Origin of the sequence: Psychrobacter sp. ANT_H56B (assembly GCF_008369245.1) — a bacterium.
Lineage (GTDB): Bacteria > Pseudomonadota > Gammaproteobacteria > Pseudomonadales > Moraxellaceae > Psychrobacter > Psychrobacter cryohalolentis.
This window is the reverse complement of sequence record NZ_VOBF01000013.1, coordinates 14260-29906: the sequence shown is the minus strand read 5'-3', so window position 1 is coordinate 29906 and position 15647 is coordinate 14260. Positions and strand designations below refer to the sequence as shown.

Sequence of the window (15647 nt, the reverse complement as noted above, 5' to 3'; positions counted from 1 at the left end):
AAAATAAAATATGCTGTTAGGATTTAATCACAGGCGACAGCCTCGCCTTCTTTGTCAATACACATCTTAGTGCCGTTCTCTAGCCTGCCAATCCAAGCCTTATCCGCTACAAACACAAAAGAAGGTTTGTCCTTATAGCGGCTATCAAGACTGAGGCTCTTATTATTGGAATCATTAAAGTTATTAGAGCCGTCAAAATCCTTAAAGTTAAAAGGAATCACAAGCTCGCCGCCAAGATTGATAAAGCCCCACTCTGCATCAATGCGCACGCCCGCTAGCCCTTCCGAGAATGGACGTACTTCGTCGAAAGAATACGTAATCATAGTGACATTATTATCATCAACAAATCCCCATCTACCGTCTTGTTGACGCGGCTGCAGCGTGGTAAAGCGATTAATTGGTATGGAAGCTGAATTTTTCTGTGTGCTATTTGCGCGAGCACTAGGTGTAACTTCTGATTTACTGGCAGCGGTTCGGTCATTTACACGGCTGTTTTTGGCACTCTTACCATCATTACTTTTACTATTATCTTTTTTGACACCAGCATTTTGAGTATTAGTACTTTGAGTATTGGCGTTCTTAATATTGCCCTCTTTATCAAGCCAGCTTATCGCTTTGTTTTTACGTACACGAGCCATACCGCCTCGGTAATCATCAATATCACTAATCGCTGCTGAAAATGGAACAATAGTCCTATTTGCCGTATCGATGACGCCATAGTGACCGCCCTGCTTGACCACGATACGCCCTTCAGATACCGGACGCGCCCAACCTTGACCGTCATTTAGCACATCGTACATCACAGGAATTACTTCACGACCTTGCATATTCAGATAACCGACATGACTATTACGCATGACAGGCAATAGACCTGCTGATATTTTATCTGCATCCACTTTTTGATAGCGCGTTAAATCAACAAGGCTTTTACCTTGCTTATCGATAAGGGCTACCGGTGCGCCAAAGTCTTTCACCGCTAAAAAATAACCACTACTCGCCGTACAAGAGACGTTCTTATAATAACTCTTAGGGATTTTACAGCTGGCAGCTTGCGCGCTTGGTATGACAAATAACGCGGTTGTTAACATACCAATTGTCAGAGCACAGCGCTTTATTAGGGATGACTGATTTTCAGATGTCGTTAATAACAGTGATCGTTTTGATAAGGTACGTTGGAGCATAAGCAAACCTAAGCTAAAGTAATGATGGCGGTTAAGGCAATTTAAATGAGATATTTTAAGGGTATTAGTTTTTTAAGCTGATGATATTACAATATAAAAGTAGAAATGAGGGTAACAAATCGCAGTAAAAACGCCAATGATATTCCTGTAAGTATATTAATTGGCAGTAGGTTGTCTTTATACTTTAGATGAAACCTTAGAAAGTTCATATTCTCTAAAGTCATAAAATACTACTATAAAATAAAAATAAATAATATCAAACCATTTCAATTTTAGCTCAAAACATCGACAATACGGCTTGTGGTAAAGATGATGTCTTTAATACGCAATAATTGAAATAAAAGTTGTCATGATATAAGGATAATATATGGCTATTGCCTCTTCACGCTCCGCTGCTACTGGCTTGCTCATTGGCTGTGTGATCTTTGGTTTGGGCAGTTTAATCGTCGCTCATGTTGACATCGGTGGCTGGGCAATGGCTTTTTGGCGCTTGGCTATTTCAGGCGTGGTGTTTGCGGTATTAGCAAAAATGACAGGGCAACGGCTACCGCGCTCAAAACGTGCTGTTTTTTATGGCTTATTATCGGGTGCATTTTTAGGTTTGGATTTGGCACTGTGGCACGAGAGTATCTATGCGGTGGGTCCCGGCATTTCAACCTTACTAAACAGTTTACAGATTTTCTTTTTGGCAGCCATTGGCTTTCTATACTTTAACGAGCGCCAATCTATATTACAGCTTGTCAGCTTGGTCTTGGCAATGTTGGGTGTGGCAATGATCGGTAGCCCAGAATTTGCCCAGAATAAGGCTGCTACTTGGGGATTTATTACTGGTATCGTGTCAGGGGCTATGCTCGCAGCATCAATGACCTTTATACGTAAGACCCATGATACTGAGCCGACGCCGATATTCATGCTTATGCAGCTGATTAGTATTGGGGGCGGACTGGCAATGATTGTGCCAATGTTTGTCTTTGATATGGGTAATATATTGCCTAATAGCTGGTCTGATATTGGCTGGATATTGATTTATGGTACGGTCATGCAGTGCCTAGCATGGGGGCTTATTGCCTACTCTATTCCCAAGCTGTCTTTAGCATTAACTGGATTGCTATTATTGACCGAGCCGGTTGCGGCATTGGTAATTGATTATACTTGGCTTGATAAGCCCATCAATACCCTACAATGGAGCGGTGCGTTACTCACGATGTTTGCCATTTATTTGGGTTCGTTAAAGCTTAAACCACGCGCCCTACGCCGTTATCGGTTTTTTGCACGGTTTTATAAGCGTGATTATAAGTAAAGCTCGTACAGAACAGTAACGATTATAAACAAGCGCCATAATAGATAAAAGCCACAATGATTATTGTGGCTTTTGCTTATCAATATAGTGAGTTATTTGAAGCTTAAGATAGTAAAAAAGTTAGTCTTTTTGGCGATTAAATAGAGCGTTAAGCACAATTGCTGTTAAGGTAGCCGTACCGATGCCACCCAAATCAAAGCCGCCTAGATGCAAGCTAAAGTTACCGGTTCCCATGATAATAGTGACTGCTGCGATGATAAGATTGCTGTTTTTACTAAAGTCGATATGGTTGTCTATCCAAATTTTCGCACCAGCAATCGCAATCAAACCAAAGACTACAATAGATGCACCGCCCAATAATGCTGGTGGAATGGTTTGAATAATCGCACCAAATTTCGGTGACAAGCCCAGCATGATAGCAACCACACCTGCTACGACAAAAATAGTCGTACTATATACTTTGGTGACCGCCATCACGCCGATATTTTCTGCATAAGTCGTCACACCTGTACCACCAAAACCTGCCGAAAAAGTCGTCGCTAAGCCATCAGCAAAGAAGGCGCGCCCCATATAAGGCGTTACTCGCGCTTTAGTCATGCCTTCTACCGCTTTAAAATGTCCCAAATTTTCAGCAACTAGAATAAAGGCGACAGGGGCAATTAATATAATGGCGCTCATCTCAAAACGCGGCGCATGAATACTTGGCAGACCAAACCATGAAGCCGCCGACACACTACTAAAATCAATCGGCACGCCATAGCCCAATACATTGGTCATCACAAAATAAGCAATATAAGATAATATTAAGCCAACTAATAACAGCAAACGACGTAGCATGCCGCGGGTAAATACCGCTACCCCACTGATAAGCAATACCGTTAACGTGGCCATCCATGCATCAAATTGGTTGGCAGACACCCCTTGAATGGTTACGGGCGCTAAATTAAGACCAATAATCATTACAATCGCACCGGTAACAATCGGTGGCATTAAGCGCTCAATCCAGCCTGTACCCGTCTTCATGACCAGCAGACCTATCAATGCATAAATAATACCGCAGGCCATAATGCCGCCCAATGCAACATTCAGATTGGAATTAAACCCTACGCCAGCATATGCCGTCACGGCAATCACGGGACCAATAAAAGCAAAACTAGACCCCAAATAACTTGGCATACGTCCACCGGTAATCACAAAAAACATCACCGTACAAATACCAGACATCAAAATAGCTAAGTTAGGGTCAAAGCCCATTAATAATGGCGCAAGCACTGTCGCCCCAAACATCGCAAAGGTATGCTGTATACCAAGCAGCATGCTTTTTGAGGGCGGTAAATACTCATTAATGCCAACCGGATCCCGATCCAAATCACCGCCATATGGACGCCATGTTGGAAACCAGCGACCATTATCAAAGTCTGGGTTGTGCGGTAAGTTCATTGTCGCCGAGCCAGTTGCAACATCAATACCTGCTGCTTCTAGTGCATTTGGCGTTGATGGTTCTTTCTGACTATGCGGCGTCGATTGAGACGAGTTTTCTGGAGGGGTTATCATGCGCGATTGTCCTATAGGCTTAAGCTAATAATAACAGACTGGTAATAACTAACTAACGATACAGGCTAATAATAGCTCGAATAAATAAAGAGATAACAAATAACGCTATTTACTATAAGTGCTGTTATAAATAGTGGCTATTATATGAGATCGCTATCTATACAATAAAAAGTTAATGGAAAAATAATGAAATCTAGCTATTACTAACTACGGATTCTTGTATGGATACAGAGCTATTTTTGATATTTTTAACACACTGTCTCTCTTGCTTAATCTTAATATATCGCAAGAACATCCTTTTTACTTCTATGTTTTTCTACACTATTTTTCTATCTCCAATCAGCTGTTTGGAAATATCATAATAATAGGTATTATTTTAGAGTATTACCACATTTTGCTAGCTGTATTGACTAAGATATGCTTTACTAAATTCAACGCTTTGGCTGCTCATACCGTGTATTCTATAGCGACAGCTAACTTACAGGATGTTACATAAGCGTTGATGCCGAGCATCATAACGGAATTTAATAATAAACAACAGCTATTATTCACCCGTCACTCGAACGAACACGTTTAAACATTTTCATAGACAATGCACTAAATTTATCGATGATCGATACTTATTATCTATTGTTGCCCATTATAATATTATATGGGCGCAGTAGTCTTTGCTATGCGGTTTTTCTGAATCCCTTTTATTTTTTGGTAACTTATTATGATTAGTGTCTTTGATTTATTCAAAATCGGCGTTGGCCCATCAAGCTCTCATACAGTTGGTCCTATGATAGCGGCTAACTTGTTTGTACAGTCACTCCTAAAGCAAACCAATCTGAGCGACATCCAGTCTTTAGAGATTGAGTTATATGGCTCGCTTGCGGCAACTGGTAAAGGACATGCTACAGATACTGCCATATTACTGGGCTTACTTGGTCATGCACCTAGCACCATCGATACGCGTTTGACCAGTGAATATCTGGCACCGATCTTTTCAGATAATCAACTCAATATCGCAGGCGAGCACGTTATTGCTTTTGATACAGAGCGTGATATTCACTGGTATGATGAGACGGTTCTACCTTATCATCCGAATGCTATGACTATTCGTGTGTCTTTGGCGAATGGCAGCCATTACCAGCAGACTTATTATTCCGTAGGAGGTGGATTTGTTATCAATGAAGAAGATGCGACCAATCCTGATGAAGATAATGCAACGCCGACTATCGATGTTATTCCTTATCCTTTTGATAGCGCCGCAGAGCTATTAGAACAATGCCGTAAACATCACTTGAGCGTGAGCGAGCTGGTATTAGCAAACGAATGCCATTACCGTGAGCAGGCAGAAGTATTTGCGTATTTAGATTCTATTTGGGAGTCGATGCAAGATTGTGTGACCCGTGGCTGCCAAAACAGCGGTATTTTACCGGGTGGCCTAGATGTAAGACGCCGCGCTCAAGCACTATACGTGCAACTGTGTGCTGAAAAAGACCAGCCGATTGCGCAAAATGACAAACTGGTTGCGATGGATTGGATTGATTTATATGCATTGGCAGTCAATGAAGAAAACGCCAATGGCGGCAATGTGGTCACTGCTCCTACCAACGGCGCCGCAGGTATCATTCCTGCAGTGATGCATTATTATCGCGATTTTTTATCAAACTATAGCCTTGATGGCGCGCGCAAGTTTTTGTTAAATGCCACAGCAATTGGCAGCTTAATCAAACAGAATGCTTCAATATCAGGCGCCGAAGTGGGCTGTCAAGGCGAAGTCGGTTCAGCTTGCGCAATGGCGGCGTCTGCATTGGCAGAAATCCTAGGCGGAGATCCTGCTAAATGTCTCAATGCTGCTGAAATTGGTATCGAGCATAACTTAGGTCTGACCTGTGATCCTGTTGGTGGCTTAGTCCAAGTACCTTGCATCGAGCGCAATGCGATGGGCGCAGTCAAAGCAGTCAATGCTGCACGACTTGCCTGTCGTGGTAATGGTCAACATTTTGTCTCTTTAGACAAAGTCATTGAGACTATGAAAGTTACTGGCGCTGACATGTTAGATAAATACAAAGAAACTTCTCGCGGTGGATTGGCGGTATATGCAGACAATCGTATACCGACTGCCACGCATGGCGTCAGTGTGAAATACAGCCAATGCTAATGATTGGGCAGCTTATAGCTGAATAGAACATATAAATCCTATTATAAAAAAGACCTCTAATGATTAGAGGTCTTTTTTCAAGCTAACTGCTATTGAATTAACAATAGTGCTATTTATTCCAAAAGCTACTTAATAAGCAATTATTCCGCTTTTTTTGACACTACTTGGTTCAGTATCCAAACTGGCTTAACCGCATTCGTTACTTCATCCATCATAGCTTCTTGACGAACGTCCAAAACATAACGATAATTTGGCTCATACGTAAAACCTTGAATATTACCATTTAAAGGGGTGTAGTTTTTCTGATACGTTTGGCGATACTGCAAGCACTCTGACTCAATCATGGCACCATTAGAAGCTTGTAGCTCACAAACTGCTTTTAGCGGGGCTATCTCTATTTTAAAACTTGGAATGTTAATGACTTTAACTACTGCCGCTTCACCTTCAACGACCATGGTACGCGTATCGTCAGTTGCCATGGTTGAACAACCTGATAAAACAAACGTTGCCATCACTGCTGCTAATGCTAACTTTTTCATCATAAAATCCTCAATATATTCATAGTTTTATTTGTTTGGACTCAATTTATTCATTTTAGAATAAACAGTTTTTCGATATCACTTAATCATTTATTATTAACTAGACCAGTATAGGGCGCAAAGTAACTGCGCCTCTACAACTGCTTTGTAACTTAACGTCAGCTTTTGCAACGGTTGTTAATTAACAGTAAATAAATATTTTTGATATTACCGACAAATACGTCTTACTTTCAGTGATATCAGTGTAAAACAGTAAATAAAAAACGCTCAGAATCATGATGATTCTGAGCGTTTTTTATAATTAAGTATTAAGATTGTTTAGCTACGATAGTCCGCATTTATTTTGACATAGTCGTAAGATAAATCGCAGGTGTAAACGGTGTCATGGGCATCACCGCGCGCAAGATCGATATGAATGGTAATCTCAGGACGGCTCATGACTGTCTTGCCAGCCTCTTCCGTGTAGCTTGATGCCACACCACCATTTTGACAAATCATCACTTCGTCTAAATAGACATCGACTTGCTCAGTATCAAGGTCTTCAATACCAGCATAACCGACAGCTGCTAATATACGCCCCCAATTGGCATCACTGGCAAAAAATGCCGTTTTGACTAAGGGTGAATGCGCAACAGCATATGCCACATCACAACACTCTTGCGTGGTTTTGCCACCTGTGACTTTTACCGTCATAAATTTGGTGGCGCCTTCACCATCACGTACGATCAGTTGTGCCAAACGTATAAAGACTTCAGCTAAGGCGTCAAATACCGGCTGATAGTGAGGATGTTCAGGGCTGTCAATAACATCTGAGCTCGCAGCGCCTGTCGCTATCAATACACAGCAGTCATTGGTCGAGGTATCACCGTCGACCGTAATACGGTTAAAAGATTGCTCATTGATAGCACTTAACATCTCTTGTAATAAGTCAGCAGCGATATTGGCGTCGGTTGCCACATAGCCAAGCATGGTCGCCATATTTGGGCGTATCATGCCTGAGCCTTTTGACATGCCAGTAATATGATAGCTACTGTCGGCAATATCTACTTTTTGGCTGGCAAGCTTTGGAATCGTATCTGTGGTACGGATACCATTTGCAGCAGCAAGCCAATTATCAGGCGCTAGATTGGCTAATGCGTTGTCTAGTCCAGCGATAATTGCCTCACTATTTAATGGCTCACCAATAACACCCGTCGAAAATGGCAGTACTGCATCACTGGCCACGCCAGCTTTAGCAGCCAATGCCGCACAGATATCTGTGGCGCGGCGTTTGCCATCAGCACCGGTTCCAGCATTAGCATTACCAGTATTGGTCACCAAGTAACGCGGTGAAGCTGTGGCAAGGTGCTCACGCAATACGCGTACAGGTGCGGCACAAAATGTGTTTTTGGTAGTCACAACCGCAGTGGCTGCCTCAGCCGCAATCTCGATGACCACAAGATCATCACGATCTTTATAACGGACACCTGCAGCGGTGGCACTTAATTTAATGCCTTCAATAGGATAAATCGTCTCAGGTACTGCAACATTACCAACCGCCATAGCTCATTCCTTATTTGTTCATATTTGGATGTTTTATTGGTGATACCGCTTTGCACATAATGCTGAAAATATTATACTTTATTTAAATCAAATGCTGTCCAAATGGGCGCATGGTCAGAAGGTTTTTCCATAGCACGCAGCTCGTAACTGATGCCAGCATCAACACAGCATTCAACAAGATCATGCGTACATAAAATATGATCGATGCGCAATCCGCGCTTAGGATCATCGTCAAAACCACGACTACGATAATCAAACCAGCTGTATAATTCTGTACTTTCTGGATAATGCAAGCGATAGGTATCGGTCAGCTCACGTGACATAAGATTGCTATACCACTCACGCTCCTCTGGCAGGAAGGATGTTTTTCTATTTTTTAACCAACGCTTAGCATTTACTTCACCGATTCCAATATCGATATCTTCTGGGGCAATATTCATATCACCCATAATCACCAGCGAGCGCCCTTCTGCTTTTAGCGTATCAATATATGCCATTAAATCAGCATAATAAGCACGTTTCATCGGGAATTTGGTCGGATGATCTTGGCTCTCTCCTTGTGGAAAATAGCCATTAAGCACATCAATCTCACGCCCATCAAACTCATAACGGGCGTGAATAAAGCGTTTTTGTGCCTCAGCGTCTTCATCAGGAAAGCCTTTTTGCACAAAGATAGGCGCAACTTTCGATAATAATGCCACACCGTAATGCGCTTTCTGTCCAAAATACTCGACGTGATAGCCCAAGCCTTCTATATTTTCAAGGGGAAACTGCTCATCATGCACCTTGGTTTCTTGCAGACCCATGACATCAGGATCGATAATATCTCGCACCGCCTCCAGCTGATGTTGACGAGCTCGGATACCATTGATATTAAAACAAACAAAACGGGTCATAAATTATCCTATCCTATATAAATAACTGCTTTGATAAGTAAATGCAGTTTTAAAATGCACTTATAAATAAATCTAAAATAAAACAAATACGGCTATGATAGCAGACATAGACAGCGCTAGCTGTTGCACCCTTTTATATCTTGAGTTAGAGTGTTTGTTTGGTCTAATTACTTGGCTGTTTGCCGTGTCATTTTATCAAAACATGCTATCAATCCATTCTTATTGACTTTCCTACTTTTTATTAACTCATGCTTATCAAGCAGCGGCATTTAAACAACTTATAACACCCTATTATTAAAAATCTATTGAGCATTATTATGACAAAAACAACTGATAAGAACCCAACTGCCGTATCAAAACCTCACATAATTACGCCGTTATTTGCGACCAACTATAATGTCTACATCAATCATACTGATGCTGGCGGTATAGTCTATCATGCCAATCACTTAGTGTTCTTTGAAAACTGCCGCCGCGATTGGTTTACTCAATTGGGATTAAATGGTTATTTCTTGGAGACCAATGACGGTCAGATTCAGCATTTCGTCGTCACTCAAGCGGACTTGCAATATAAGCGCGCAATTTTATTAGATGAGGTCATTAATGTACGCATTGATAACGTTGAGATAAAACCTGCCAGCATTGTATTTTATCAAAGCATTTATCGTCAGCCCTCTCAAGAGAACACTGCTGACAATGTAAAAGCGGTTTTGCTAAGCAGCACTAAAATCGTTGTTGCCTGTGTACAAAATCAAATCACACCGGATGCTATAGAGAATGATGCGTCAAATAAAACCATCTCAAATACCGCGCCAATGCGCCCTATTCGTGTGCCAAAAAAATTGCGTGTTGCTATTGAGCAAGCAATTTCAGAATATAATAAGTAACTTCTTAAGTCTTTTTAGAAAAATCTGTTTTTCCTACGACAATAATTAGTCATCTTCTCTTTTTGTATGATATATAGAATCGATTTGATTTAAAACCGATACAGCTCTACTGCTATAGATTTTTCGTAGCCCCTGTGAAGCATGCTATGCCTACAAGGACTGCAAAACATTCATTCCAGTCTCGCTGTATCATTTTTACATTGAGCGGGGTATAGACCTTTCTATATATTCATTTATAAGGATATTTCCTGTACTGAGCAGTACTCTTATCATCATAGTGCCTTAGCCTAGATTCATGCTAACGTATTGCTTAAATGTATCATTATATATTTGATATATTATTTTTTTGTGGTAGATGGTTGGTAGAAAAAATTAATTCAGCTAATTTTTTAAGATTACTCAAATAGTTTTTTGATCAAACACTTATTTTTTACCATTTACTGATGCCAAATAACCCAATAACACCAGCAGTCTGTCAATGGATAAGGATATTATCAAATTCAGCGATCGCTTTTATGTCAGCGCTGTTTTTTTATTGACAAGGATCTGACTGCTTAGCTAGCAACATTTAACCTCTCTCATATTTCAAGGACGCTGACTATGACGCCAAATAAACCTTGGCTTGCAAATTACCCTATTGGTGTGCCAAAGACGATTGATCCAGACAAATATAGCAGTATCATGGAGCTATATGAAGAGTGCTTCGATCGCTTTCGCATGCATCCTATGACCATCTGTATGGGCGTTACTCATACCTACGACGATGTCGATAAAGCTTCTATCGCGGTTGCTGCATGGTTACAGGCAAAAGGTCTGCCTCAAGGTAGCGTAGTCGCGCTTATGATGCCAAACGTGCCGCAATACTTGCCAACGATGATTGGTATTTTGCGCGCCGGTTATATCTGTACACCCGTAAATCCTCTGTATACTGGTCGCGAGCTACGCCATCAATTGAATGACTCTGGCGCTCAGGTTATTTTTGTCGTCGATAACTTTGCTCAAGCACTTGAGCAGGTAATTGAAGAAACCCATATCAAACACATTGTCCTATCAAAAATGGGCGATATGATGGGTCTAAAAGGTATATTGGTCAACACCATTATCCGTCAGGTCAAACGCTTGGTACCCAAGTATAATCTGAATGACCCAAAATACGACGTCACTAAGTTCCCTGATGTGCTCAAGAAAGGCAAAAACCTGCCGTTCCAAAAGCCAAAACTGTCTTTGAGTCAAACTGCCTTTTTGCAATATACAGGTGGTACAACAGGGCTTTCTAAAGGCGCTATTTTATCTCAGCGTAATATTGTCGCAGGCGCGATGCAGTCAGAAGCTTGGACTCGCCCTATTACCTCAGAGATTAATGAGGTATATATCAATATGGTAATGGCACTGCCGCTGTATCATATTTTTGCCTTTATGCTGAGCTCACTGGGTATGCGTGCAGGTTACACCTTTATATTGGTTCCTAACCCGCGTGATATACCAGGCTTTGTTAAGACGTTATCAAAACAGCCCTTCCATATTTTCCCTGCGGTCAATACCTTGTTTAAAGGCTTACTCGACAATCCGAACTTTAAAAACCTAGATTTTAGCTCACTACGTATCTCACAAGCAGGCGGTATGGCAGCGACTGAGCAAACAGCAAGACGCTGGCTTGAGACGACAGGCTGCGCTATGATTGAGGGTTGGGGAATGACGGAAGGGGTTGCGGTTGGTACTGCCAACGTCATCACTGATCGCAAGTTTAATGGTACGATTGGCGTCCCTGTCCCTAGTGTTGATGTCATTATTATCGATGACGAGGGCAACCCTGTCGGTGCCAATCAAGCAGGCGAGATGTGTGTCAAAGGACCTAACGTTACCTCAGGTTATCTAAATAGAGACAGTAGTGATGACTTTACCAAAGATGGCTACTTCCGCACTGGTGATATCGTCAGCATGGACGAGAAAGGCTACTTTAGACTATTAGACCGTAAAAAAGACATGATTTTGGTGTCAGGATTTAATGTATTTCCAAATGAGATTGAGTCGGTCATGCTTGATTGTGACGGCATTATCGATTGTGCTGTCATCGGTATCCCTGATGAGAATCAAGGTGAAGCGGTCAAAATCTATGTTGTCCCTGCTGATAATAATGTCACCAAAAACTCTATTAAAGAGTTTGCTTTAGACAATATGACTGGTTACAAATGTCCACGTCATATCGAGTTTGTTACTGAGCTACCAAAAAGTAACGTCGGTAAAGTATTACGTCAAAAACTTCGCGAGAAGCATATGATAGACAATCCTCAACTATAATTAAAGCAGCCTTTTAATTGTCAAGAGCGCCTTGCATTAGATGCAAGGCGCTTTTTTATTAACCATATCATCGATCAATTTTAAAATTTATTAGCATTTTTAGTATGCTATCTTGTCTCTGCAATCGCTTCACTATTCTTGGTTGCAACATATATTTTTCAATATATCAAGTATAACGACAAACTCTCAAGTTCTTTTATAGCAATAACTTACTCAATTACACTTATGTTAATGTATTGCCAAAATATGTTACGCTATTGTTTATAATATTGAGTCAGTAATATATTTAACTGAGGTCAATTAATTGACCTTAAACAGCAGTACATTTTTCAAAAATAATTACAAACCAGCCATTTAATCTATTCAGATGAGTTTTCTGTGCGGTTAAATGAATTTTTAGTTCAATCACCTTGTATAAAGGCCGCCGTATTTTAGCAGTTTGTGAATAAATGGGATAGCACTCGACAATCCACCGCCTAACTGGCGATGACTCGTATTGTTGACATGGATGTGACTACTTTTGTATAGAGCCTTAACTGATCGCAAATTTAAGGACGCTTAGTATGACAACAGATAAACCTTGGCTTGCTCAATATCCAGCAAACGTACCCAAGACTATTAATCCTGATCAGTATGAAAGTCTCATCGAGTTGTATGAAGAGTGTTTTGACCGCTTCCGTATGCATCCTATGACCATCTGTATGGGCGTCTCTCATACCTATGGAGACGTGGACAAAGCGTCTCTTGCTGTCGCTGCTTGGTTGCAAGCACAAGATATCCCCAAAGGTAGCGTAGTGGCAGTCATGATGCCAAACGTGCCGCAATACTTGCCAACCATGATTGGTATATTGCGCGCCGGCTATGTTTGCACCCCTATCAACCCACTGTACACTGGTCGTGAGCTACGTCATCAACTCAATGATTCAGGCGCTCAGGTTATTTTTGTCGTCGATAACTTTGCTCAAGCACTTGAGCAAGTCATTGAAGAGACGAACATCAAACGTATTGTCCTATCGAAAATGGGCGACATGATGGGACTAAAGGGTATTTTGGTCAATACCGTTATTCGTCAGGTCAAACGCTTAGTGCCTAAGTACAACCTGAATGACCCTAAGTATAATGTTACCAAATTCCCTGATGTGCTTAAAAAAGGCAAAAATCTGCCTTTTCAAACACCAAAAACCTCACTGCAACAAAAAGCTATTTTACAATATACCGGTGGTACAACAGGGCTGTCTAAGGGTGCTATTTTAACCCAGCGTAACGTTGTCGCTGCTGCCATGCAATCAGAAGCATGGTATCGCCCCGTTACCTCTGAAATTAATGAGGTGTACATCAATATGGTCATGGCATTGCCGCTATATCATATATTTGCCTTTATGCTGAGCTTGCTAGGTATGCGTTCGGGTTATACTTTTATATTAATACCTAATCCACGAGACATGCCTGGATTTGTCAAAACCTTATCAAAACAGCCCTTCCATATTTTTCCTGCCGTCAATACTTTGTTTAAAGGACTACTTGATCAACCAACCTTTAAGAACCTAGATTTTAGCGCATTACGTATCTCACAAGCAGGCGGTATGGCAGCGACTGAGCAAACGGCAGCACGCTGGTTAGAAGTCACTGGTTGCCCGATGGTTGAGGGTTGGGGTATGACTGAAGGGGTTGCAGCAGGTACTGCTAACGTCATTACTGATCGCAAGTTCAATGGCACTATTGGCATTCCTGTACCTAGTGTCGATGTTATTGTGGTCGATGATAATGGCGAGACCGTAGGTTTTAATCAGTCTGGTGAAATGTGCATTAAGGGACCAAATATCACCTCAGGCTATTTTAATAAAGACAACACCAATGACTTTACTAAAGAGGGTTATTTCCGTACTGGTGATATCATTAGTATGGACGAAAAAGGCTATATCACTTTACTTGATCGCAAAAAAGACATGATTTTGGTATCAGGATTTAACGTCTTTCCAAATGAGATTGAGTCGGTTATGCTAGATTGCAAAGGTATTATTGATTGCGCAGTGATTGGCATTTCTGATGAGCATCAAGGCGAAGCGGTCAAAATTTATATCGTTCCTGCTGATAACAATGTTACCAAGAGTGATATTAAAGAATTTGCCTTGGACAATTTGACTGGCTACAAATGCCCGCGTCATATCGAATTTGTGAGTGAGTTGCCAAAGAGTAATGTGGGTAAAATATTGCGTCAAAAACTGCGTGAAAAACACATGGCAGACAACCCTCAAATGTTATAACTTCTAAAATTTGTACACATTAAGACCAATAAAAGAATCCCTCTATATCAGCATATAGAGGGATTCTTTTATTGGTCTTGATATTATTAATGTCGCTTGTACTAACTGACTTTATTGACCACCTGCAATGGCAAGTGCTTCATTGCTTGACCGACGATAGACCATGGTAGACTGGGTACACAAGCTTCATCAACCTCAGCTTCAATCGCTGCAACGATGGATTTGGTGCCCGTATCTGCATCTACTTCAAACGGTAATGGCTTGGCATTTTCATTGATTTCAGTACGGATATAGCCTGGATAAATAGTAGAGACTTTGATCGGCAGTTTGGTCAATAGCATATCAGCACGGATACCTTCTGCCAAATGTGCCAAGCCTGCCTTACTCGCACCATAGGCAGTCAAGTGCTTAGGTAATCCACGCATCGCTGACATACTAGATATCACGACCAAATGGCCGCTATTTTGTGCGCGAAAGATACTCATCGCCGCTTCACACTGCGCGAGCGCTGAGATAAAGTTAACTTCAACCGTACGGCGGTTGGTATCAAAGCGTCCTTTACCAATACGGCGACTCTCGCCAATACCTGCATTGACCACGACACGATCAATATGACCAAAGTCAGCCGTGAAGGCATCAAACACTTCAAAAATCGCATCATAATCACTAACGTCTAGCACTCGATACTCGATACGAATATCAGGATATTGTGCCATCAGCTCTATTTGTAGACTCTCTAAACGATCCGTACGACGCGCACAAATAGCAAGGTTGTATCCAAGCTTAGCAAACAATCTCGCCATGCCCTCGCCCAACCCTGAGCTGGCACCCGTGATTAAAACCGTTTTGCCACGACCAATCTGCTGTTTATTTAAACCTTTTAAATAACGTGCTGGTTGGATCGCGCCAAATAATTGATTTTTACTTTTGGTGGCTTTTTTTGCCACTAGGCTCAGTAATTTATTTTGCATGGACATTCTCTTATGTATCAATGATAACCTCAAGATAACGTAAACCCTTCCAACTGTCTATCTGGC

Annotated in this window: 11 protein-coding genes; 5 read left to right on the top strand and 6 right to left on the bottom strand. The window is 41.4% G+C overall.

From position 1 onward, the window contains the following. Window positions 1-23: 23 nt before the first annotated feature. A complete protein-coding gene (locus FQ082_RS12285; RefSeq protein WP_149493329.1) occupies window positions 24-1181 on the bottom strand; it encodes a WG repeat-containing protein in 1158 nt (385 codons plus the stop codon). A gap of 367 nt (window positions 1182-1548) precedes the next feature. On the opposite strand from FQ082_RS12285, the gene FQ082_RS12280 reads away from it, so the two are divergent. After that, window positions 1549-2481, top strand: coding sequence for a DMT family transporter (locus FQ082_RS12280; protein ID WP_149493327.1), 933 nt, complete (start codon window positions 1549-1551; stop codon window positions 2479-2481). A 120-nt stretch (window positions 2482-2601) separates the two neighbouring features. On the opposite strand, the gene FQ082_RS12275 is transcribed toward FQ082_RS12280, so the two are convergent. Next, window positions 2602-4035: a solute carrier family 23 protein gene (locus FQ082_RS12275; protein ID WP_149493325.1), complete on the bottom strand. Its 1434-nt coding sequence runs from the start codon at window positions 4033-4035 to the stop codon at window positions 2602-2604. A gap of 715 nt (window positions 4036-4750) precedes the next feature. Here FQ082_RS12275 and FQ082_RS12270 point away from each other — a divergent pair. Then, window positions 4751-6184, top strand: a complete 1434-nt coding sequence (locus FQ082_RS12270) for an L-serine ammonia-lyase (RefSeq protein ID WP_149493323.1) — start codon at window positions 4751-4753, stop codon at window positions 6182-6184. Between the two features lie 140 nt (window positions 6185-6324). On the opposite strand, the gene FQ082_RS12265 is transcribed toward FQ082_RS12270, so the two are convergent. From FQ082_RS12265 to xthA, 3 genes are all read right to left on the bottom strand, one after another. Further along, window positions 6325-6726 (bottom strand): DUF4377 domain-containing protein, encoded by a 402-nt coding sequence (locus FQ082_RS12265; RefSeq protein ID WP_262498221.1) that lies wholly within the window; start codon window positions 6724-6726, stop codon window positions 6325-6327. Window positions 6727-7041: 315 nt separating this feature from the next. Beyond that, window positions 7042-8265: a bifunctional glutamate N-acetyltransferase/amino-acid acetyltransferase ArgJ gene (gene argJ, locus FQ082_RS12260; RefSeq protein WP_149493319.1), complete on the bottom strand. Its 1224-nt coding sequence runs from the start codon at window positions 8263-8265 to the stop codon at window positions 7042-7044. Between the two features lie 71 nt (window positions 8266-8336). Further along, window positions 8337-9161, bottom strand: coding sequence for an exodeoxyribonuclease III (gene xthA, locus FQ082_RS12255; RefSeq protein ID WP_149493317.1), 825 nt, complete (start codon window positions 9159-9161; stop codon window positions 8337-8339). A 317-nt stretch (window positions 9162-9478) separates the two neighbouring features. Between xthA and FQ082_RS12250 the strand changes: the two genes are divergently transcribed. The 3 genes from FQ082_RS12250 to FQ082_RS12240 all read left to right on the top strand — a co-directional run bounded on the left by FQ082_RS12250 (window position 9479) and on the right by FQ082_RS12240 (window position 14610). Then, a complete protein-coding gene (locus FQ082_RS12250; protein WP_020443393.1) occupies window positions 9479-10048 on the top strand; it encodes a thioesterase family protein in 570 nt (189 codons plus the stop codon). A gap of 600 nt (window positions 10049-10648) precedes the next feature. Then, window positions 10649-12346: an AMP-binding protein gene (locus FQ082_RS12245; protein ID WP_149493315.1), complete on the top strand. Its 1698-nt coding sequence runs from the start codon at window positions 10649-10651 to the stop codon at window positions 12344-12346. Between the two features lie 563 nt (window positions 12347-12909). Continuing rightward, window positions 12910-14610: a long-chain-fatty-acid--CoA ligase gene (locus FQ082_RS12240; protein ID WP_020443391.1), complete on the top strand. Its 1701-nt coding sequence runs from the start codon at window positions 12910-12912 to the stop codon at window positions 14608-14610. Between the two features lie 101 nt (window positions 14611-14711). On the opposite strand, the gene FQ082_RS12235 is transcribed toward FQ082_RS12240, so the two are convergent. After that, a complete protein-coding gene (locus FQ082_RS12235) occupies window positions 14712-15581 on the bottom strand; it encodes an SDR family oxidoreductase (protein ID WP_149493313.1) in 870 nt (289 codons plus the stop codon). Window positions 15582-15647: the final 66 nt, after the last annotated feature.

Coding starts and splice junctions, on each gene's coding strand:
- FQ082_RS12285 (WP_149493329.1), bottom strand. CDS start 1,181: ATGCTCCAACGTACCTTATCAAAACGATCACTGTTATTAACGACATCT.
- FQ082_RS12280 (WP_149493327.1), top strand. CDS start 1,549: ATGGCTATTGCCTCTTCACGCTCCGCTGCTACTGGCTTGCTCATTGGC.
- FQ082_RS12275 (WP_149493325.1), bottom strand. CDS start 4,035: ATGATAACCCCTCCAGAAAACTCGTCTCAATCGACGCCGCATAGTCAG.
- FQ082_RS12270 (WP_149493323.1), top strand. CDS start 4,751: ATGATTAGTGTCTTTGATTTATTCAAAATCGGCGTTGGCCCATCAAGC.
- FQ082_RS12265 (WP_262498221.1), bottom strand. CDS start 6,726: ATGATGAAAAAGTTAGCATTAGCAGCAGTGATGGCAACGTTTGTTTTA.
- argJ (WP_149493319.1), bottom strand. CDS start 8,265: ATGGCGGTTGGTAATGTTGCAGTACCTGAGACGATTTATCCTATTGAA.
- xthA (WP_149493317.1), bottom strand. CDS start 9,161: ATGACCCGTTTTGTTTGTTTTAATATCAATGGTATCCGAGCTCGTCAA.
- FQ082_RS12250 (WP_020443393.1), top strand. CDS start 9,479: ATGACAAAAACAACTGATAAGAACCCAACTGCCGTATCAAAACCTCAC.
- FQ082_RS12245 (WP_149493315.1), top strand. CDS start 10,649: ATGACGCCAAATAAACCTTGGCTTGCAAATTACCCTATTGGTGTGCCA.
- FQ082_RS12240 (WP_020443391.1), top strand. CDS start 12,910: ATGACAACAGATAAACCTTGGCTTGCTCAATATCCAGCAAACGTACCC.
- FQ082_RS12235 (WP_149493313.1), bottom strand. CDS start 15,581: ATGCAAAATAAATTACTGAGCCTAGTGGCAAAAAAAGCCACCAAAAGT.